Below are 18,919 nucleotides of genomic sequence, written 5' to 3' on the forward strand. Positions count from 1 at the left end.
GCCGGATCATGCCTTTTAATTCTTCCGCTGCGCCGGTGCAGGCTGGTCGCCAGCGGCTGCGATATAATTTTCGGGAAAGGCCAGCGCGCCAGACGTGACCGGTTTGCCCGGTTGCTTCTGATCGTTGGACGAGGTCTTGCCCGCGACCTTGCCGGCCTCGTCGAGTAATCGCTCGACGCGCACCAGAATATCCGCGCCGCGCTTGGTCAATACCGGCGGCGGCCCCGGCTTGGTCTCCAGCACCCGTGCCGCGCTGTTGGCCGCGACGCTGGCGGGCACGGCGGGCGGCGGCAGTTTCGTGCCCATGCCGATCCCCGGGATTTCCTTCACCTCGACGCCCTGATGGGCGACGACCATGATGTCGTGCCAGGTTTGCGCCGGCAGCGAACCGCCGGTCATGCGGTTGGTCGGCGAGTAGTCGTCATTGCCGTACCAGACCGCGCAGGTGAAGTTGCCGGTGTAGCCGACGAACCAGGCGTCGCGATAGGCGTTGGTGGTGCCGGTCTTGCCCGCGGTCGGAATACCGTCCAGCGCCGCGCGGCGGGCGGTGCCCTCGCTGACGACGTGGCTCATCATCCAGGCCATGTCGGAGGCGACGGAGGCGGGGATGGCCTGAACCGGCTTTTTGCCGTCGCGGTCGAAGCGCCAGACCAGGTCGCCGGCGCCGGTGCGCACTTCCAGCACCGCGTGAGGTTTCACCGACTTGCCCTTGTTCGGGAAGGTCGCGTAGGCGACGGCGTGTTCGAGCACGGTGACTTCGTCGGAGCCGATCGGCATCGACGGCGTATCCGGCAGGGGTGCCGTAAGGCCGAACCGGCGCGCCACCTCGGTGATCTTGACGCGGCCGGCCTTGGCGGGGTTCGGCGACTTGCCGCCGAGCGCGATCGACAGTTTGACGGGCACGACGTTGATCGAGCGGGTGATCGCCTGGGTCAGCGTCACCGAGCCGGAATAGGAGTGGCCATAGTTCTGCGGACACCAGTTGCCGATGCAGACCGGGCCGTCGACCACGATCGAGGTCGGCTTGTAACCGTTCAGCAGCGCCGTCGTGTAGACATAGGGCTTGAACGAGGAGCCCGGCTGCCGGTAGGCGTCGACCGAACGGTTGAACTGGCTGGCGCCGTAGTCGCGCCCGCCCACCATGGCGCGGACGCCGCCATCGAGATCGGCGACCACGGTGGCGGCCTGGGTGGCGTGGTAGTCGCGGCCGAACTGGCGGAGCTGGTTTTCGACCGCTTCCTCGGCGGCGCGCTGCACGTTCATGTCGATCGCGGTGCGGACCACGAAGACGCGCTCGACGTAGGATTTCGGGAAGGTATCGACCAGCTTGCGCATTTCTTCGAAGGCGTAGTCGAGATAGTAGTTCGGCGAATTCTCGTCGCGGCGGTCGACGGCGAAAGCCGGATTGCGCCGGGCGCCGAACACCTGGCCTTCGGTCATGAAGCCGGCATCGACCAGGTTGTCGAGCACCACGTTGGCGCGGGCACGGGCGGCGGGCAGGTTGATATGCGGGGCGTATTTGGTCGGCGCCTTGAACAGCCCGGCCAGCATGGCGGATTCCGCCAGATTGACGTCGCGCGCCGACTTGTTGAAGTAGAAATGCGCCGCGCCGTCGACGCCGAAGGTGCCGCCGCCCATATAGGCGCGGTCGAGATAGAGTTTCAAAATCTCGTTCTTGGTGAGGCGCGTCTCCAGCCAGATCGCGAGAAACGCCTCCTTCACCTTGCGCTCGATGGTGCGCTCGTTGTTCAGGAACAGGTTCTTCGCCAGCTGTTGCGAGATCGACGAACCGCCCTGGCGCACGCCGCCGGCCTGCGCGTTGGTGACCAGCGCGCGGGCGAGGCCGGGAAAGTCGATACCGAAATGGTCGTAGAAGCGGCGGTCTTCAGTGGCGAGCGTCGCCTTGATCAAATTGTCCGGAAAGTCTTCCAGCGGGATCGAGTCGTTGTGCTTGATGCCGCGGCTGCCGATAGGATTGCCGTAACGGTCGAGGAACGACACCGCGAGGTCGGATTTCTTCAGCCAGTCGTCATCGGCGGTTTCGCGGAACGCGGGGACAGCAAGCGCCAGCATCAGGATCAGCCCGCCGAGGCCGATGGTGGCGGCCTCCGACAACGGTTCGATGAAGACCCAGCGCTTCCACCGGCCGACATAGAAGCGGTCCATGAAGGTGGAGTAGCGCTCGTACAGCTCGCGCAGGCCCTTGCCCGACGAGAACAGCGTCGAGTCGATGCGCGCATCCAGATCCAGAAAGAAGTTCCGGATTTTCTGATTCCAATGGGGCGGTAGGATCTGGCGCACCGGGACCTTGTCGGTTCGAAACGCTCGCGCGCCCGCTTCGGGCACCGTCCGAACGTCATGCTTCGATGTTGCTGCAAACCCAAGGCGCTTTTAGGACGCTTGGGGAATCGCAATTGTTCTATCCGAGCGGGGGCTATAAACCAATGCTCTGGCTCACCATTTTGGTGGTCAGCCCTAACGTGTTCCCAGGCTTTTTTGCCCCCGTAGTCAGCCCGCTTGCGCGCTGATTGCCGGACCCCCTAGAAGGGCTGCAGCCGAACTCGACCCGGAACCATCCGACTTCATGACCGCGCCGCCCAAGCGAACTTCCAGCCAGGAGGGATTCTTCTGGAAAACCAAGACGTTGGAGGAGATGTCCAACGCCGAATGGGAAAGCCTGTGCGACGGCTGCGCACGCTGCTGCCTGGAAAAGCTTGAGGACGAGGATACCGGCAAAATCTATTTCACCCATGTTTCCTGCAAGCTGCTCGATTCCGGCCTATGCGCCTGCAAGGATTACCAGAACCGTTCCGACAAGGTTCCGGATTGCGTTCGCCTGACGCCCGAGAACGTCCGCACCCTGAACTGGCTGCCACCGAGCTGCGGCTACAAACTGGTCGCGGAGGGACGCGATCTCTACTGGTGGCACCCGCTGATTTCGGGTGATCCCAACACCGTGCATGAAGCCGGGGTTTCCGTCCGCGGCCGGGTGCAGGGCACCGAGGACGAGATCGCCGATGAGGATCTCGAAGACCACATCGTGCAATGGCCGGCACTGTTGCCGAAGCGGGCGCGGCTGAAGAAGCGGCCGAAAGCCTGAGTGTAGATCCCTGAACGTCTTGCGTTGAACGATCACGGAAACGCGAAGGTACCGTCGCGGGATGCACCCATGCGCGCAGGCGTCTGCCGCGCGAAGGTGATTTGGGCTTTATTGTGCAGCGCATATGGCGATTCCATCTCGGCGGCTATGGCCGCGCAGAAGAATATTACGTCCGACATGAACAAGCACCAGCGGCAGGGCCGTGAGCCCGCCGACCAGACGACATTGCCCGACGATATTGGCCGCGAGCTCTCGCACATTACGACCGAGGTCATCGATGTCAGCGATGCGCCGCCGATTGCGCCGCCTGCACCGCTGAGCCCCGACGAGGTTCGCACCATCCTGATGAGCCTGTTGCTGACGATGTTCCTGGCCGCGCTCGACCAGACCATCGTCGCGACCGCGCTGCCGACCATCGGCCGCCAGTTCAACGACGTCAGCAACCTGTCCTGGGTCATCACATCCTATCTTCTGGCATCGACTGCGGTGGCGCCGGTGTTCGGCACGCTCAGCGATATCTACGGCCGCCGCGTCATGATCACCGTTTCGCTTGTGCTGTTTACGGCAGGCTCGATCCTGTGCGCGGTGGCGCCGAACATGACGGTATTGATCATCGCGCGCGGCCTGCAGGGGCTCGGCGGCGGCGGCATCATGCCGGTGGTGCAGACCGTGATTTCCGACGTGGTCTCACCGCGTGAGCGGGGCAAATATCAGGCTTATTTCAGCGGCGTCTGGATGGCCGCCGGCCTGATGGGCCCCGTGCTCGGCGGCGTGTTCGCCGAACATCTGCACTGGTCGATGATCTTCTGGATCAACGTGCCGCTCGCCGTCGGCGCGCTGTTTCTGCTGCTGCCCAAGATGGGCAAGATCCCGGTGTTCCACCGGCGCCGCAAGGTCGATTGGCTCGGCGGCGTTCTGCTGATGGCGTCTGCGGTCGTCGTCATGCTGGTGCTGAGCTGGGGCGGCAACCGTTACGCCTGGCTGTCGCCGGCGATCATGGGGATGATCGGCGCGTCGGTCGCGCTGGCGTTCGGCTTCGTCTGGCACGCGCGCAATGCCGACGAACCGTTTTTGCCGCTGCCGCTGCTGGGCGGAACGGTGGTGCCCTATGCCATGGCGGCCGGCGGCTGTGCGCTGGGCGCGATCACCGGCCTGACCGTGCATTTGCCGCTGTATTACGAGGTTGTCTATCATTTGACCGCGAGCGAAGCGGGGCTTGCACTGATCCCGCTGGCGGCGATTTCCACCTGCGGTGCCGCGATCGCCGGACGGACCATGGCGCGCGCCAAGCACTACAAGCGCGTCGCCATCGCCGGCACGTCCGCGGCGACGATTTTTGGCGCGGTGCTGACGGTGACGACGCTGCCGTTATGGGGATTGTTGATCGTGCTCTCGCTGTTCGCGCTCGGGCTCGGCACCACATTCCCGGTCAGCGTGGTCTCGCTGCAAAATTCCGTGGCCCGCGCGCAGATCGGCACCGTGACCGGCGCGATGAACTTCTTTCGCGCGCTGATGTCGTCGTTCATGGTTGCCGCCTTCAGCGCCATCCTCCTGATGGCGCTCGGTCCGGGCATTTCGCTCGGCGAACATCGGGGACCGGCGAATGCGATCCCCGCTGCCGACATGATCACCGCGTTCCACTACGTGTTCGGCGCCGCCACCGCGCTGCTGGCCTGCGCCGCACTCTGCATCATCCTCATGGAGGAGCGGCCGCTGGCCGGCCCATCGATGCCGGCGGAGCTGGCGGAGTAGCGGGTTACCGTTTTCTGGACCTTCGCCTACTTTGCATGGGGTTGTTTTGCGAGTTTTGTGTTTGGCCCCTTGGCTCGATCGCCGGAGGCGTGGCTAGGCTGAGCGGGTGAGAAAGCGCGTGATGGCGCCGCCCAGCCGGGCGCTCTCCAGCGGCTCGGCAAGCGAGGCTTCCGCCGGTGCCACGACGCTATCGGGCGCATCGCCCTTGCTGCGCACCATCTCGCAGCAGGCCTTCGCGAAGCCGAGGGTGAACTCCGGATGCGCCTGTACCGAGAACGTGGTGCCGCCGGCGTAGAGCAGTCCGGCATGGGGCGTGAAATCCGATGACAGGATCGTCGTGGCACCGGCCGGCGGCGTGATGACCTGGTCCTGGTGCGAGCAGGCCAGCGCAATACGCGGTCCCTCGATCACCCCGTTGCCCGGCGCGACGTCATAGACGTGCCGCCCGAGGCCAAAGCCTTTCTCCGACTTGCGCGCCGTGCCACCCAAGGCCTGCGCAATCAATTGATGACCGAAGCAGACGCCGACCATCCGCACCTTCCTGTCGTTTGCCTTGCGCACAAACGCCTCGAGCGGGGCGATCCAGTCGAACCCGTCGTAGACGCCTGCCGCGGAGCCGGTGATGAGGATCGCCTCCAGTCCTTCAACATCCGGCAGCGGCTCGCCGGCGGGAATGCTGACGGTATCGAAGGTGACGCTGGCGTCTGCGGCGCCGATCATTTGCTCGAACATCTGCGGATACGATCCGTGGAGCTCGCGATTTTTCGGACTGACAAGTCCGGTTTCTATGATGGTAATGCGCGACATCGGCGACTGGTGGTTGCTTGCGTTGAGCCTCAGGTCCCCGGCCGCGATACCTCGGTCTCCTTACTGGTGATGAACTCCAGCAGCACCGGGACGCCTTCCTTGGTCTTCGCAATGCCGCGCTTGATGGCGGGGATGATGTCTTCAGGCTTCGTTACCCGCTCGCCATAGCCGCCAAAGGCGCGCGCCATCGCGGCATAGTCGCCGGAGATATCGGTCGAGCGGTATTTCTCGGTCGAGATCGGCATCACCTTCAATTCGATCGCCATCGAAAAATTGTTCAGAAGGATCGACATGATCGGAATCCGCTCGCGCACCGCGGTCTCGAAATCCATGCCGGTGAAGCCGATCGCGGCATCGCCCCAGACATTGATGCAGAGCTTGTCGGGCTTTGCCAGCTTGGCGCCCATCGCAAGCCCAAGGCCGTAGCCGAGCTGCGTGGTCTTGCCCCAGCCGATATAAGAGAGCGGTTCGACCGATTTCCAGAACGGGGACAACTGGTCGCGCGGGCTGCCGGCATCGTGGGTGATGATGGTGTTTTTGATGTCGACGGTGTGCTGCAGGTCCCACAGCACGCGGTAGGGGTTCAGCGGCGCATCGTTATGCGTCAGTTTCGGCATCCATTTCGCCAGCCACTCCTTGTGGGAGGCCGCGATCTCGGCTGCGATCGCCGTCGCGTCGCGATCCGCCGTCACGCTCTTGCCGATCTCTTCCAGGAGCGCGTCGAGCACGAGCCCGGCGTCGCCGACCAGGCCGATCCTGGCCTCGACATCCTTGTTGAGATGGTTGGGATCGAGCGTCGAATGGATGATGGTCTTGCCCTTCGGCATGGCGATGCCGAATGACGTTTCGGTAAACGAGCAGCCGATGCCGAAGATCACGTCGGCTTCGCCCAGAAATTTCGCCACCGCGCGCGGCACGGCGAGGCCGCCCGATCCCAGCGACAGCGGATGCGTCTCCGGAAAGGACGATTTGCCGCCAAGGCTGGTCGTGACGGGGATGGCGAGGCGCTCGGCCAGCCGCTTGAGTTGCGGCCAGGCTTTTGCGTAATGCACGCCCTGGCCGGCGTAGATCACCGTGCGCTTCGCCGCGACGAGCAGGGCGGCCGCTTCCTTCACATGCACGGGATCCGCGCCGTAGCGGGTGCGCAGCACCGGCGTGTAGTTCAAGGGTTCCGGCACTTCCTCGTTCCACATGTCGGCCGGGATTTCGACGATCACCGGCCCGCCGCGGCCGTTCTTCAGCTTGCTGAACGCGCGCCGGAAGATGTTGCAGACCTCAGTGGCGATGTTGATCGGCTCGGACGATTTCGAAAACGCCTTCATCGCCTGGCTGGAGTTGAAGTTCGGGTCGATATTGGCGAGCCTGCGCGCATAGCCCATCGGCAGCACCAGCACGGGCACCGATTCGCCATAACATTGCGCCACGCCGCCCATCGCGTTCTCGGCGCCGGGTCCGTGCTGCATGCAGAACGCGCCGATCGACTGCCCTGAGGTGACGCGCGAGATTGCGTCCGCCATGTGAACGCCGATGCGTTCCTGGCGCACCATCACCGGGCGGATGTCGGCATTGGCGGCATATTCGATGAGATGATTGACCGGATAGCCGCAGAGGATTTCGATTCCCTCCCGCTTCATGATTTCCGCGATGGCGGCGCCGAGCTTCATGACGGTCTCCCCCTGGATATAGGCCGGTTCGATCCGGCCGATTTGAGACCAGTTGGAGCAGGATTTTACCGCGCGGTAAAGCGCGCGCGGCGCGTGGGGGCGGAAGTGCTGATATGCGTTTTGCCGTCTGAGAGGGCCGTTCGGTAAATTACCGAGATACAGGCCGGCGAAGAATTTTCTTGCTCGCGACGCCTCGCGCCGGAGGTGAAAGTAGTTTGTTTGCACCGGGTTCGACGCTGTTGCGTTGCGAAAACATCACAGCCGCGATCGAAGTGAGGCAGCATCACACTCTTGTCATTCCCAATAAGGGTTTTTGGATTACTTGTGCCACATGCAACTGCGTGAATCGCGGGACAGGAGACTTTTGATGATTACGGCGCGAACACTCATTCTCAGCTCGGCGGCAGGCTTGATCGCCATGAGCGGGGCACAGGCGGCCGACCTTCCGGTCAAGGCCAAGGCGGTCGAATATGTAAGAATCTGCTCGCTTTACGGCGCCGGCTTCTTCTTCATCCCGGGCACCGACACCTGCATCAAGATCGGCGGTTATCTGCGAGTCGACACCACGTTCAACGGCGGCGCCCACGGCGCGCCCGCTTGGAACGGCGATCTCGGCCAGCAGAACCGCTTTGCCGACTACTTCCTTTCCCGCTCTCGTATGGCGTTGACGGTCGATACCCGTACCGCGACCGAGTACGGCGTGGTCCGCACCTTCGGCCAGGGTGACTTCCAGTTCAACAACTTCGGCAACTCCAACATTGGTTCGACCACCAACTTCACCGGCGCGCCGCTCAACAGCGCTTTGCTTTCCACGGCCGGCGGCGGCTATGTCGCGGTTGAATATCTCTTCATCCAGTTTGCCGGCTTCACCTTCGGTAAGTCTTCGTCGGCCTACTCGACGCCGTGGAACGGTTTCCCGGGCAACATCAATTCGAGCTTGCTCGGCGGCAACAATACCGACACGGGCGTCAACAACATCCAGTACACCGCCCAGTTCGGCAACGGCGTGTCGGCCTCGATCGGTCTTGACGATCCGTCCGTCTGGAATCGCACCGCCGTCTACAATCTGAGCATCCCCTCGGCGATCGGCGCCAACGGGACGGGCTCGAACAGCTATGCCGGCACGCATTCACCCGACATCGTCGGCAACATCCGGGTGGATCAGGCCTGGGGTCTGTTCCAGTTGTCGGCCGCGGCACATGAGGTGAGCGGGTCGTACAATACGCTGGCTGCTGGCGGCGCGGCGACCAATCTTTCCGAAATCAGCGGTCACCCTGAAACCAAGTGGGGCGGTTCGGTGATGGCGGCGTTGAACATCAAGAATCTGCCGACGGGTGCGGGCGACGACATCAAGTTCGACGTCTCCTATGCCAAGGGCACCACCAAGAACGTGATCGCCACCAGCGGCACTTCGCCGAGCTTTGCGATGTTCGGCGGCAGCGGCTTCGGTTACCAGAGCGTCGGCTTCGGCGCGACCACGGATGGCGTCTATATGCCCGGCGCGGCCGGTACCGGCGGCATCGTCCTGACCACGGCCTGGGGCATCCGCGGTGCGTTCAACCACAACTGGGATCCCTACTGGTCGTCCAGCCTGTTCGGCAGCTACTCGCAGGTCAGGTATGACGGCGGCGCCAACGACAACCTGCTCGGTGCCGGAACGACGACGGCCAAGGGTGCTTACTGCGCCGCCTTCGCCGCCAGCCACCCGGGTCAGGCACTGGCGGGCAATGCCGCCGGCAACTACACCTGTAACCCCGACTTCAACGTCTCGCAGCTTGGCGTCGTTACCCGCTGGACCCCGGTCAAGAACCTGACGTTCTCGGGCGAAGTCCAGTGGTTCCATCTCGACCAGAAGATGTCGGGCTCCTCGGTGTTCACGGCGAGCTCTCCGAAGCCGGCCGCGCTCTATGAGTTCAAGGATCAGAACACGGTCCTGCTCCAGGTCCGCGCCCAGCGGAACTTCTGATCGAACTGTCCTGCCGGTGATTGTTCCCTTCCCAAGGGGGGCAATCACCGCGCTGACGGCCTTCGTTGCGGCACGTCTCGTACGTTGCCACAAAGTGTACATCCCAGGATCATGACGGCGTTGGCGTGCTGCCGGCCGCGATCCGCTGTCCGGCGCCGCCCGACGCCGTGGACGTGATCTCAAAAGTGGTTAGACGGTCTTAACGATACGCGAGCTGGCCGGCGATGCTTCCGCTCACGGCGTATTGCTTCATGCTGTGAGCCGGGCGGCGTGGCGATCCCGATCGCGGCGGAAACGGTCATCCATCGCGCCGATGTCCTGACGCTGGTCGGGCCTCCAGACCGAACGAAGAATGCCATCGCAGCCGCAGGCGTGGCGGACAGGGTCACCGACGCCACCGCTATGTTGATCGTCGGTCTCGGCATTCTGCTGGCGCAACACCAACACTTGCCGCGATTCAGGACTTCGCCAAAAGTACCGTGCCGACGGTCGGTTACGGCGTGAGCTGCGCCGTCGGCAATGTATTCCTTCTTCGAGGTACGGTGATCGTGCTTTTGGTCAGTTAGAAGGGTAGTGTTCGAAAGGGTCAAAGTAGAATCTAGAACGCAGGGTCAGGAGAGTTACGTGGGGACCGCAAAGCAACTTATCCTCGGGGCATCGGCGAGTCTGGTTATCTTGAGCGGCGCACAGGCAGCCGACCTTCCGGTAAAGGCCAAACCAGTCGAGTATGTAAGGATCTGCTCGCTTTACGGCGCCGGCTTCTTCTTCATTCCGGGCACCGACACCTGCATCAAGATCGGCGGTTATCTGCGTGCCGACACCACCTTCAATGCCGGGGGCGCCCACGGCCAGCCGGCATGGAACGGCGATCCTGGGCAGCAGAACCGCTTTCGCGATTATTTCATCGACCGCTCGCGCATGGTGCTATCAATCGATACCCGTACGGCCACCGAATACGGCGTGGTTCGCACCTACGGTTCGGGCAAATTCCAGTTCAACAACTTCGGAAGTAGCAACATCGGAGGTCCTCTCTTCAGCGGCGCGCCGCCCAACAGTTCTCTGCTGAGTACCCCCGGCGGTGGGTACGTCGCGATCTATGATCTGTTTATCCAGTTTGCGGGATTCACCTTCGGCAAGTCAGCTTCCGCCTTCGCATCGCCCTGGCAGGTTACTCCCGGCAACCTCTCGTCGTTCCTGCTGGGTGGCCACAGTGGCGATAACAGCGGGCCGAACAACATCCAGTACATGACGGAATTCGGCAACGGCGTAACGGCCACGATCGGCCTCGACGATCCGACTGTCTGGGATCGCACGGCCGTCTACAATCTGGGCATTCCCGGCGCGATCGGCGCCAACGGTACGGGATCGAACGCCTATGCCGGCACGCACGCCCCCGAAATTGTCGGCAACATCAGGGTCGACCAGGCCTGGGGCCTGTTCCAGATTTCGGCTGCGGCGCATGAGGTCAATGGCGCCTACGACATTCTGGGCGCCAGCGGTGTGGCGACGGCTCTGTCGGAAATCTCTGGCCACCCCGAGACCAAGTGGGGCGGCGCTGTGATGGCGGCGTTGCAGATCAAGAACCTTCCGACCGGCAAAGGCGACGACATCAAGGTCGATGCGAGCTTCGCCAAGGGTGCCACGAAATACGTCATCTCGTCTGATGCGACCTCGCCGAGCTTTGCGATGTTCTCCGGCAGCGGCATTGGCTACCAGAGCGTCGGATTTGGCGCCACCACGGACGGCGTTTACATGCCGGGCGCGCTCGGCACCGGCGGCATCGTCTTGACGCGAGCCTGGGGCATTCGCGGCGCGTTCAATCATAACTGGGACGCGTACTGGATCACCAGCCTGTTCGGCAGCTACTCATCGGTCCGCTATGATGGCGGCTCGAACGACAATATCAATGGCCTCGGCACCACCACCGCCAAGGGCGCATATTGTGCCGCGTTCGCCGCCAGTCATCCGGGTCAGGCCGCGATCGGCAACACGACCGGCAACTACACCTGCAATCCCGACTTCAACGTCGCGCAGCTAGGCACGGTCACCCGCTGGACTCCCGTCAAGAATCTGACGTTCTCGGCCGAAGTGATGTGGACTCACCTCGACCAGAAAATGTCGGGCAGCTCGATCTTCACGGCAACTGCGCCGAAACCGGTCGCGCTCTACGCGTTCAAGGACCAGGATACGTTCCAGCTCGAGCTTCGCGCGCAGCGTAACTTCTGAGAACGACCTTCCGGGACCAGATGATTGCCCGGTCCCTCTTTCGACGCTGCGGCGGGGCGGGCGGCGCGCATCTGATGGTAAATTTTCCGTACCGTGCGATTCCGGAACGCGATTTTGTTCGGCTGCCTTAATCGATCGTTCATTCTATTCGTCAAGGTCTCTTCAACCGTTCCCGCCTAGAGTTTAACGATTAGGGCGCGGAAGAAATTCCGGGGAGCGTCGACAGGAGTTTTCTATGCGTCGATTACTGGCACGATTTTTCAGCGATGAATGCGGTGCTACCGCCATCGAATATTGCCTCATTGCGGCCGGCATCAGCATCGTGATCGTCACCGCCGTCAACGGCATCGGCAGCGCGCTCAGCACGAAATTCACCGAAGTCAGCGCCTCGATCAAGTAAGCCGAAGTTTCGGCGGCCCGCACCCATGCGGGCGCGCCGCCACCGCCGACAGGGGCGCGATGGCCGTTGAAGCCGGCTAGCCTTCTTTTCCGTCCATGTTGAGCGCCCGCATGACGGCGATCCGCGCGAACATCAGCCAGCCGCCGCCGGTCTCCGCCGCATTGATCAGATTCTCGACCGCGACCTGCCAGTGCGGCTCGTGCTGCACGGTTTCCGGCAATGCCATGACATAGTCGGCGGCCTGCTGCAGCGTGGCGAGCCTGCCTCCGCCGTGTAGCGGTATCGGGTCATCGAACGGGGTCGACCAGGGCATCGCGCGCTAGATGATGCTATCGCGCGCCTTGCCAATCATCCGGCCTTCTTGGTGCGGGCGGCTGATCGCGCCGGCTTCTCGGCCTTCTTCGGCGTTTCCTTGACTGTTTCCTTGGCCGCGCGCTTGCCGCCGCCACTGATCGGCAACAGCATCTCACGCTGGCCGGCGGCGGCCTTCTTCGGCTTTTTGCCCTTGGCCTTCTCGGCGGCAGGGGCGGCCTGCTTTTCGCTGGCGAGGCTGCGCTTGAGCGCGTCCATCAGGTTGATGACGTTGCCGGTACTCTTCGGCGCCGCCTTGGTTTTGGTGCCCAGCCCGTTGCGCTTCTGATTGATCAGCTCGATCAGCGCTTGCTCGTAACGGTCCTCGAACTGCTCGGGCTCGAACGAACCGGATTTCTGCTCGACGATATGCTTTGCCAGATCAAGCATATCCTTGGTGATCTTCACGTCCTGGATATCGTCGAAATATTCCGTCTCGCTGCGCACCTCGTAGGGGTAGCGCAGCAGCGTGCCCATCAGTCCCTTGTCGAGCGGCTCCAGCGCGATGATGTGCTCGCGGTTGGTCAGCACCACACGTCCGATCGCGACCTTGTCCATGCTGCGGATGGTTTCGCGGATCACTGCGAATGCATCGTGGCCGACCTTGCCGTCCGGCACGAGATAGTAGGGGCGGATCACATAACGGCTGTCGATATCGGCCCTCGGCACGAACTCGTCGATCTCGATGGTGCGGGTCGATTCCAGCGCGAGTTCGTCAAGCTCGTCCTTCGACACCTCGATGTAGGTATCGGTGTCGATCTTGTAGCCCTTCATGATGTCGTCGTTGGCGACTTCCTCACCGGTATCGGCGTCGACCTTGGCGTATTTGATGCGGTGGCCGGTCTTGCGGTTGATCTGGTTGAAGGAAACCTTCTCGGTGTCCGACGTCGCCGGATAGAGGGCGACCGGACAAGTCACGAGCGAAAGACGCAGAAAACCCTTCCAATTGGCGCGGGGGGCCATGGGCTACTCCAAAAAAACGCAACAGACGACCGGCAAGGATACCATCGGATGCCGCCGTCTCAAATACGGCGGGACGGGGAATCGTGGAACGGCGTTAACCGCTGAAAGGCCCCGTTATGCAGCCGGCCTGCGACCTTTTGGCCGCTGCTACCGCGCGGCACGGCCCGAAGGGCAGGAACATCACTTCCGATCATGCGTTGCTTTAACCGGCGGTGTCGAAGCATTCGCTGGCATTACAGGCACTTACTCGAAGAGGTCCCCATGGCAACGCAACGACACGGCCAAATCATCGAAACCCCGACCGAGGCACGCCAGGCCGAACCCGGCCCGTCGGTGCTCGCGCTCCTGACGGTTTCGACCGGGCTCGCGGTTCTGATCCTGGGCATCGTCTGGTTCGTATTTTTCCGCACATAAATGGAGGCTGCGATATCAGGCTTCTCTGCGGACGGGGCGCGCGCTGCCTTGTCGGGCGCTGTCGGCGCAAGCAACGAGTCGGGCCCCTTGGGACATTCAAGTGGGCATGTTAGGCGTCTGGCCTCTGGCGGGGCTGCCCGCCCGCGAGAACCTTATGACGAAAAAGTAACATTGCACCGTGCGCCCCGTTCATGGCCTGTTCACGCCAGTTAGCCTCATCTTGAGATCTGATATCGTAGCGCTCATTTTTGGAGGCCAGCTTGCGCCTGCTCGTTGTTGAGGACGATCCGGATCTCAACCGTCAGCTTACGACGGCTTTGACGGATGCCGGTTATGTGGTCGATCGCGCGTTCGACGGCGAGGAGGGGCATTTCCTCGGTGACAGCGAACCTTATGACGCCGTCGTGCTGGACATCGGGCTGCCCAAGATGGACGGCATCTCGGTCCTGGAGGCGTGGCGCCGCGGTGGCCGCGCGATGCCGGTCCTGATCCTCACCGCGCGCGACCGTTGGAGCGACAAGGTGCAGGGGTTTGACGCCGGCGCTGACGACTACGTCGCCAAGCCGTTCCACCTGGAAGAGGTGCTGGCGCGAATTCGCGCGCTGCTGCGCCGCTCCACCGGCCACGCCCAGTCGGAACTGACCTGCGGTCCGGTCTCGCTGGATACGCGCACCGGCCGCGTCAGCGTCTCCGGTAATCCGATCAAGATGACCTCGCACGAATATCGCCTGCTGGCCTACCTGATGCATCACACCGGCCGCGTGGTGTCGCGCACCGAACTGGTCGAGCATCTATATGATCAGGACTTCGACCGCGACTCCAACACCATCGAAGTATTCGTCGGCCGCATCCGCAAGAAGCTCGACGTCGACATTATCCAGACCGTGCGCGGGCTCGGCTATCTGCTGACGCCGCCGTCGCCCGGCACCTGATGAGTCTTGCTCTTTTATTCGAGCATGATCTTATCGGAAGGCCAGCCTCCATCCGCAGGATTGGAGCCTGGGGATACGCTTTTCGGGATCTTGCTCTGATGCGCGGAAGCTCGCTCGCCACGCGGTTGTTCCTGTCGGCGACCGCGTGGGTGGTCGTGATCCTGGTCATAACCGGCGTTGTTCTGTCGTCGGTCTATCGTAACGCGACCGAGCGCGCCTTCGACCGCCGCCTCAACCTCTATCTCCGCACCCTGATCGCCGAGGTCGCGACGCCGGATGAGCCGCCCGACCATCAATTTCAGTCGCTCGGCGAGCCGCTGTTCGAACTGCCGCTGTCCGGCTGGTACTGGCAGATCGTGCGTACCGACGAGAAGGCCGAGACGCGTGCGTCGCGTTCGCTGTGGGACAAGAAACTGCCGAAGCTCGAGGAAATCGGCGCGGAGCTGACCCCCGCCGGCATCCGCCTCGGTTACGTCGACGGGCCCGAGGGCCAGAGTCTGCGGGTCGTCGAGCGGCCGGTCGACCTCGGCGCCGACGGCAAGTTCCTGGTCAGCGTGGCCGGCGACGCATCCGAGATTTTCGACGAAATCCGCTCCTTCGACTATTACCTCGGTGGCACGTTCGCAGCACTCGGTATCGTGCTGCTGCTGACCACGATTTTCCAGGTCCGCTTCGGACTGGCACCGCTCAAGCGGATCTCGGAATCGATCGCCGATATCCGCTCCGGCCGCGCGGAACGGCTGGAAGGCGAGTTTCCCGTCGAGATCGCGCCGCTGGCGCGTGAGACCAACGCGCTAATCGATGCCAACCGCGAGATCGTCGAGCGCGCGCGTACTCATGTCGGCAATCTTGCCCATGCCATCAAGACGCCGCTCTCCGTCATCGTCAACGAGGCGGCCGCCCACGCGGTAGATCCCTTTGCCAGCAAGGTCCTGGAGCAGGCCGATGTGATGCGGGATCAACTGGCGCATCATCTGGAACGGGCGCGCATCGCCGCCCGCGTCACCATCGTCGGCACCGTCACCGAGGTCGCGCCCGCCATCGAAGCGTTGCGGCGGACCATGGAAAAGATCCATCGGGATCGCGGCATTACGATCGCGGTGAAGGCTGATCCGTTGGCTAAATTCCGTGGTGAGCGCCAGGACCTCGAGGAGATGGCCGGCAATCTGGTCGACAATGCCTGCAAATGGGCGGCTACGCAGGTCTTCATCGAGGTGAGGGTGGAGCCGCCGTCAGAACCCCGTACCGGGTCGTCGCTCCGGATCATTGTCGACGACGATGGCCGCGGATTGTCCGCCGCCGAGCGCGCGCAGGTGTCCCGGCGCGGCCAGCGGCTGGACGAGTCCAAACCGGGGTCGGGGCTCGGGCTTTCGATCGTGGTCGATCTCGCTGCCCTCTATGGCGGCAGCCTCGTCCTGGGCGACGCCCCGATCGGCGGATTGCGGGCGGAGCTGGTACTGCCGGGAGTCTGAACGGCTTATCCGAGCGATTACCTGGGGTTGACGGTGCGGGAACTGGCAATGTCCGGGGTTGATTTCGTCATTCCTAAACGGGTTCTTAACGCGCGCACTCCTAAGATTGGGGGCGGGCGCACTGTGCCCGTCCACATGACACGCATATCCACACCAGGCGAATGAGCCAGACATCGACCGAGCGGCTGAGGGACTATCTCGCCCAGCTCCCGCCCCAATCGCAGGCGCTGCTGATGCGGGAGTTCGAACGCGCCATTGAGCGCGGGGAGGATATGGCCGTCGCCAATTTCGTACTTGAGCAGCTTCGCAAGGTCGCGCGCGGAACCGTGGAAGACGACGAGACGCGCCCGCGGACCGACGATCCGGCGCGACTGTTATATGGTCCGCTCGAGCCGTTTCTCCTCGAGAGCAATTTTCCCGCCAGGCCCGGGCAGATCCGGCGTGCATCGCTGCTGCCGATCTGGCAATGGCTGAGCCGCGACGGGGCGCCCGAGGCCACGCGCGCATTTGAAACCGTGCTCACCGAGATCAGGCAGAGCGGCAGCAACGCCGACCTCGAGGGCGCAACCCGCAAGTTCCAGCTCGCCGCAGCCGACGCGATCATCAGTGTCGCCGCACCGGTCGCCGGTGACGACAGGCAGAGGTCGCTTTCCCGTATCGGCTCGCCCAATGTCGTCGAAGACCTGTTATCGGTCGGAAGCGTGCTGCGCGCGCGCGAGACGCTGGACACGCTCGGCAGCCGGATGCCGGGCCAGATGCGGGTCTTTTCCGAATCCCAGATTGCCTCGGTTGGGTCGGCACTCAACGTTCCCTCGTTGCAGACGCCGCAACTGCTGCCGTTCGCGCTGTCGCTGATCATGCAGCGGCTGGCGCAGCCGTGGCAGATCATCCGTCTCGCGATCAAGATGGCTGCATCCGACGACGAGATTCGCGTGGCCGCCACGCCCTACGGCATCGCCGTCACGATCGCGCTGCACGACCTCTCGTTCCTCACGGCCTGCCTGCGCACGGACATCAGGCGCGGCCATTTCGACAATGTCGGCGAGCAATTGAAGGCCCTGCACGAGGGCGTGCGCGGGCTGCGCACCGAACTCGATCTTCGCAACGATTCCGCATGGGGTCGCCAGCTCACCGCGATCCGCGCCGAAATTTCCAATTCGCTGCAGTCGGAGATCGAGAGCGTGCCCGGCCGGGTCCGCCGTATCCTGCGTCAGCGCGCCGACAAGGATCTCGCCGCCGCGCCGAAAATCGACACCGCGGAGGTCGAAGAGATCGTCGCCATGATCGACTTCGTGGCGGTGTGCCGCACCTATGCCAGCGAACTCGCCATCAACGAGGTCACCTTGCGGACCTATTCCGACCTCCAGCACTACGTCGAGCGATCCACCGAGAGCCTCGTGCAGGCGCTGCGCGGTGGCGACCCCAAGGCGCGCGTCTACCGCCAGATGCAGGCCAAGGCGGCGATCCGTTTCTGCGAAATTCTGTTCGGCCATGACTACGCGTCGTTGATGAGCCGGGCGGCCGAAAATGCCATGACCGGCGAGCGTAAAGCGGCCAAGGCGACCAAGGCGACCAAGGCGAGCTAGGCTTAAATCCCCCGCCGGCCTGGCCTTCTGGGAGACTTCCGTCCGGATGTTTTCTGCCGCAATTGTCAATTGCCGGGCTTGGCGCCGGTGGTGTAAAGCGGCGTATCGGCGCTCGCCTGGACGCGCCGTTCCGCCCCCGGGAACCGCTTGATGACGCTGTGGTTTGTGTTCGCGCTGATGACGGTCGCGGCGATCTTCGCCATACTCTGGCCGTTGAGCCGCGGCTCTTCTGCGCCGGCCGGTGGCAGCGAGGCTGTGGTCTACAGGGATCAGCTCGCCGAGATCGATCGCGATGTCTCCGCCGGCCTGATCGGCGTGTCCGAGGCTGAGGCAGCGCGTGTCGAAATCGGCCGCCGCCTGCTCGCTGCCGCGGACGGCGCGCGCGACCTGCCGCCGCGGTCAAACCTTGGTCTGCGCCGCGCTTCGGCCATCGTGGCGCTGGTCGGGTTGCCGATCGCGGCGGTGACGCTCTACCTCGCGCTCGGATCGCCCTTTCTCGGCGATTTTCCGCTGGCCTCGCGCACGCGCACGGCGGATGTCAATCAGCCGCTCGACAACATGGTGGCGCAGGTCGAGGCGCATCTCGAAAAAAATCCGACAGACGGCCGCGGCTGGACCGTATTGGCGCCGGTGCTCGCGCGTCTCAGCCGTTGGGATGATGCGGTCCGGGCCTACCGCAATTCCATCACCTATGCCGGCGACAGTGCGGACCGCCGCTCTGATCTTGGCGAAGCGCTTGCGGCTGCTGCGGGCGGCGTCGTCACGGCGGAGGCCAAGGCCGAGTTCGAACGCGCGTTGGCGCAAAGCGCCGATGAGCCGAGGGCTAACTATTACCTCGGTCTCGCCGCCGAACAGGATGGCCGCCGAACCGATGCTGCCACGATCTGGCGCACGATGCTCGCCAAGGCGCCGGCCGACGCGCCATGGCGGACGCTGGTCCAGGCCGCGCTCACGAGGGTCGGTGGTGGACCTGTGGCACCGACGCTCTCCAACGACGCGATGGCCGCCGCCAAGGACATGAATGAAAATGACCGCGGCGCCATGATCCGCGGCATGGTCGATCGGCTTGCGACCCGGCTGAAGCAGAACGGCGACGATGTCGAGGGATGGTTGCGGCTGATGCGGGCCTATATGGTGATGGGGGACCGCGACAAGGCGGCGAGCGCGCTTGTCGAGGCGCGCCAGGCAGTCGCCAACGATACCGAGCGCTTGCGCCAGCTCAATGAGGGCGTGAAGAATCTCGGGCTTGGTGGGTGAGGCAGGATGCCGGAACCCAAGGGCGAGGA

The 18,919-nt window shown here is 63.5% G+C and carries 16 protein-coding genes; 10 read left to right on the forward strand and 6 right to left on the reverse strand.

Annotated features, from left to right (window positions below; genetic code table 11):
• Positions 1 to 15: 15 nt before the first annotated feature.
• A complete protein-coding gene (locus ACPPVP_RS15145) occupies positions 16 to 2,301 on the reverse strand; it encodes a transglycosylase domain-containing protein (protein ID WP_426535556.1) in 2,286 nt (761 codons plus the stop codon).
• 283 nt (positions 2,302 to 2,584) lie between these two features.
• Between ACPPVP_RS15145 and ACPPVP_RS15150 the strand changes: the two genes are divergently transcribed.
• Both ACPPVP_RS15150 and ACPPVP_RS15155 read left to right on the forward strand, forming a co-directional pair.
• On the forward strand, positions 2,585 to 3,100 hold the full coding sequence (locus tag ACPPVP_RS15150; protein ID WP_426535558.1) for a YcgN family cysteine cluster protein: 516 nt from the start codon (positions 2,585 to 2,587) through the stop codon (positions 3,098 to 3,100).
• Positions 3,101 to 3,277: 177 nt separating this feature from the next.
• Complete coding sequence (locus tag ACPPVP_RS15155; RefSeq protein WP_426537852.1) at positions 3,278 to 4,852, forward strand: MDR family MFS transporter; 1,575 nt, start codon at positions 3,278 to 3,280, stop codon at positions 4,850 to 4,852.
• Positions 4,853 to 4,945: 93 nt separating this feature from the next.
• Here the strand turns inward: ACPPVP_RS15155 and ACPPVP_RS15160 are convergent, their stop codons facing one another.
• Positions 4,946 to 5,659 (reverse strand): type 1 glutamine amidotransferase, encoded by a 714-nt coding sequence (locus tag ACPPVP_RS15160; protein ID WP_426535560.1) that lies wholly within the window; start codon positions 5,657 to 5,659, stop codon positions 4,946 to 4,948.
• 29 nt (positions 5,660 to 5,688) lie between these two features.
• A complete protein-coding gene (locus tag ACPPVP_RS15165; RefSeq protein WP_426535562.1) occupies positions 5,689 to 7,323 on the reverse strand; it encodes a thiamine pyrophosphate-requiring protein in 1,635 nt (544 codons plus the stop codon).
• A gap of 367 nt (positions 7,324 to 7,690) precedes the next feature.
• On the opposite strand from ACPPVP_RS15165, the gene ACPPVP_RS15170 reads away from it, so the two are divergent.
• A complete protein-coding gene (locus tag ACPPVP_RS15170; RefSeq protein ID WP_426535563.1) occupies positions 7,691 to 9,289 on the forward strand; it encodes a porin in 1,599 nt (532 codons plus the stop codon).
• Positions 9,290 to 9,538: 249 nt separating this feature from the next.
• Here the strand turns inward: ACPPVP_RS15170 and ACPPVP_RS15175 are convergent, their stop codons facing one another.
• Positions 9,539 to 9,730 (reverse strand): hypothetical protein, encoded by a 192-nt coding sequence (locus ACPPVP_RS15175; RefSeq protein ID WP_426535565.1) that lies wholly within the window; start codon positions 9,728 to 9,730, stop codon positions 9,539 to 9,541.
• 183 nt (positions 9,731 to 9,913) lie between these two features.
• On the opposite strand from ACPPVP_RS15175, the gene ACPPVP_RS15180 reads away from it, so the two are divergent.
• Together ACPPVP_RS15180 and ACPPVP_RS15185 are read left to right on the forward strand one after the other, a co-directional pair.
• Entirely contained in the window at positions 9,914 to 11,515 is a 1,602-nt protein-coding gene (locus ACPPVP_RS15180) for a porin (RefSeq protein WP_426535567.1), read from the forward strand.
• A gap of 235 nt (positions 11,516 to 11,750) precedes the next feature.
• Positions 11,751 to 11,915 (forward strand): Flp family type IVb pilin, encoded by a 165-nt coding sequence (locus ACPPVP_RS15185; protein WP_426535569.1) that lies wholly within the window; start codon positions 11,751 to 11,753, stop codon positions 11,913 to 11,915.
• A 76-nt stretch (positions 11,916 to 11,991) separates the two neighbouring features.
• Here ACPPVP_RS15185 and ACPPVP_RS15190 read toward each other — a convergent pair whose 3' ends face one another.
• Positions 11,992 to 12,228 carry a hypothetical protein gene (locus ACPPVP_RS15190; protein ID WP_426535570.1) on the reverse strand — a complete coding sequence of 79 codons (237 nt, stop codon included), beginning with the start codon at positions 12,226 to 12,228 and terminating at the stop codon, positions 11,992 to 11,994.
• Positions 12,229 to 12,263: 35 nt separating this feature from the next.
• On the reverse strand, positions 12,264 to 13,229 hold the full coding sequence (locus ACPPVP_RS15195) for a Ku protein (RefSeq protein WP_426535572.1): 966 nt from the start codon (positions 13,227 to 13,229) through the stop codon (positions 12,264 to 12,266).
• Between the two features lie 261 nt (positions 13,230 to 13,490).
• Here ACPPVP_RS15195 and ACPPVP_RS15200 point away from each other — a divergent pair, with 261 nt between their 5' ends.
• The 5 genes from ACPPVP_RS15200 (at position 13,491) to ccmI (ending at position 18,890) form a co-directional block, all read left to right on the forward strand.
• The gene (locus tag ACPPVP_RS15200; RefSeq protein ID WP_212418407.1) at positions 13,491 to 13,643 is read left to right on the forward strand and encodes a hypothetical protein; all 153 of its coding nucleotides are present in this window, start codon (positions 13,491 to 13,493) and stop codon (positions 13,641 to 13,643) included.
• A 260-nt stretch (positions 13,644 to 13,903) separates the two neighbouring features.
• The gene (locus tag ACPPVP_RS15205) at positions 13,904 to 14,575 is read left to right on the forward strand and encodes a response regulator transcription factor (protein WP_212418408.1); all 672 of its coding nucleotides are present in this window, start codon (positions 13,904 to 13,906) and stop codon (positions 14,573 to 14,575) included.
• Positions 14,576 to 14,673: 98 nt separating this feature from the next.
• Positions 14,674 to 16,047, forward strand: coding sequence for an ATP-binding protein (locus ACPPVP_RS15210; protein WP_426535575.1), 1,374 nt, complete (start codon positions 14,674 to 14,676; stop codon positions 16,045 to 16,047).
• 161 nt (positions 16,048 to 16,208) lie between these two features.
• Positions 16,209 to 17,633 carry a hypothetical protein gene (locus tag ACPPVP_RS15215; protein WP_426535577.1) on the forward strand — a complete coding sequence of 475 codons (1,425 nt, stop codon included), beginning with the start codon at positions 16,209 to 16,211 and terminating at the stop codon, positions 17,631 to 17,633.
• A gap of 150 nt (positions 17,634 to 17,783) precedes the next feature.
• Positions 17,784 to 18,890, forward strand: coding sequence for a c-type cytochrome biogenesis protein CcmI (gene ccmI / locus ACPPVP_RS15220; RefSeq protein ID WP_426535579.1), 1,107 nt, complete (start codon positions 17,784 to 17,786; stop codon positions 18,888 to 18,890).
• Positions 18,891 to 18,919 lie beyond the last annotated feature (29 nt).

The sequence above is a fragment of the Bradyrhizobium sp. McL0615 genome, assembly GCF_049993905.1.
Taxonomy (GTDB): domain Bacteria; phylum Pseudomonadota; class Alphaproteobacteria; order Rhizobiales; family Xanthobacteraceae; genus Bradyrhizobium.

Coding starts and splice junctions, on each gene's coding strand:
- ACPPVP_RS15150 (WP_426535558.1), top strand. CDS start 2,585: ATGACCGCGCCGCCCAAGCGAACTTCCAGCCAGGAGGGATTCTTCTGG.
- ACPPVP_RS15155 (WP_426537852.1), top strand. CDS start 3,278: ATGAACAAGCACCAGCGGCAGGGCCGTGAGCCCGCCGACCAGACGACA.
- ACPPVP_RS15160 (WP_426535560.1), bottom strand. CDS start 5,659: ATGTCGCGCATTACCATCATAGAAACCGGACTTGTCAGTCCGAAAAAT.
- ACPPVP_RS15165 (WP_426535562.1), bottom strand. CDS start 7,323: ATGAAGCTCGGCGCCGCCATCGCGGAAATCATGAAGCGGGAGGGAATC.
- ACPPVP_RS15170 (WP_426535563.1), top strand. CDS start 7,691: ATGATTACGGCGCGAACACTCATTCTCAGCTCGGCGGCAGGCTTGATC.
- ACPPVP_RS15185 (WP_426535569.1), top strand. CDS start 11,751: ATGCGTCGATTACTGGCACGATTTTTCAGCGATGAATGCGGTGCTACC.
- ACPPVP_RS15190 (WP_426535570.1), bottom strand. CDS start 12,228: ATGCCCTGGTCGACCCCGTTCGATGACCCGATACCGCTACACGGCGGA.
- ACPPVP_RS15195 (WP_426535572.1), bottom strand. CDS start 13,229: ATGGCCCCCCGCGCCAATTGGAAGGGTTTTCTGCGTCTTTCGCTCGTG.
- ACPPVP_RS15200 (WP_212418407.1), top strand. CDS start 13,491: ATGGCAACGCAACGACACGGCCAAATCATCGAAACCCCGACCGAGGCA.
- ACPPVP_RS15210 (WP_426535575.1), top strand. CDS start 14,674: ATGCGCGGAAGCTCGCTCGCCACGCGGTTGTTCCTGTCGGCGACCGCG.
- ACPPVP_RS15215 (WP_426535577.1), top strand. CDS start 16,209: ATGAGCCAGACATCGACCGAGCGGCTGAGGGACTATCTCGCCCAGCTC.
- ccmI (WP_426535579.1), top strand. CDS start 17,784: ATGACGCTGTGGTTTGTGTTCGCGCTGATGACGGTCGCGGCGATCTTC.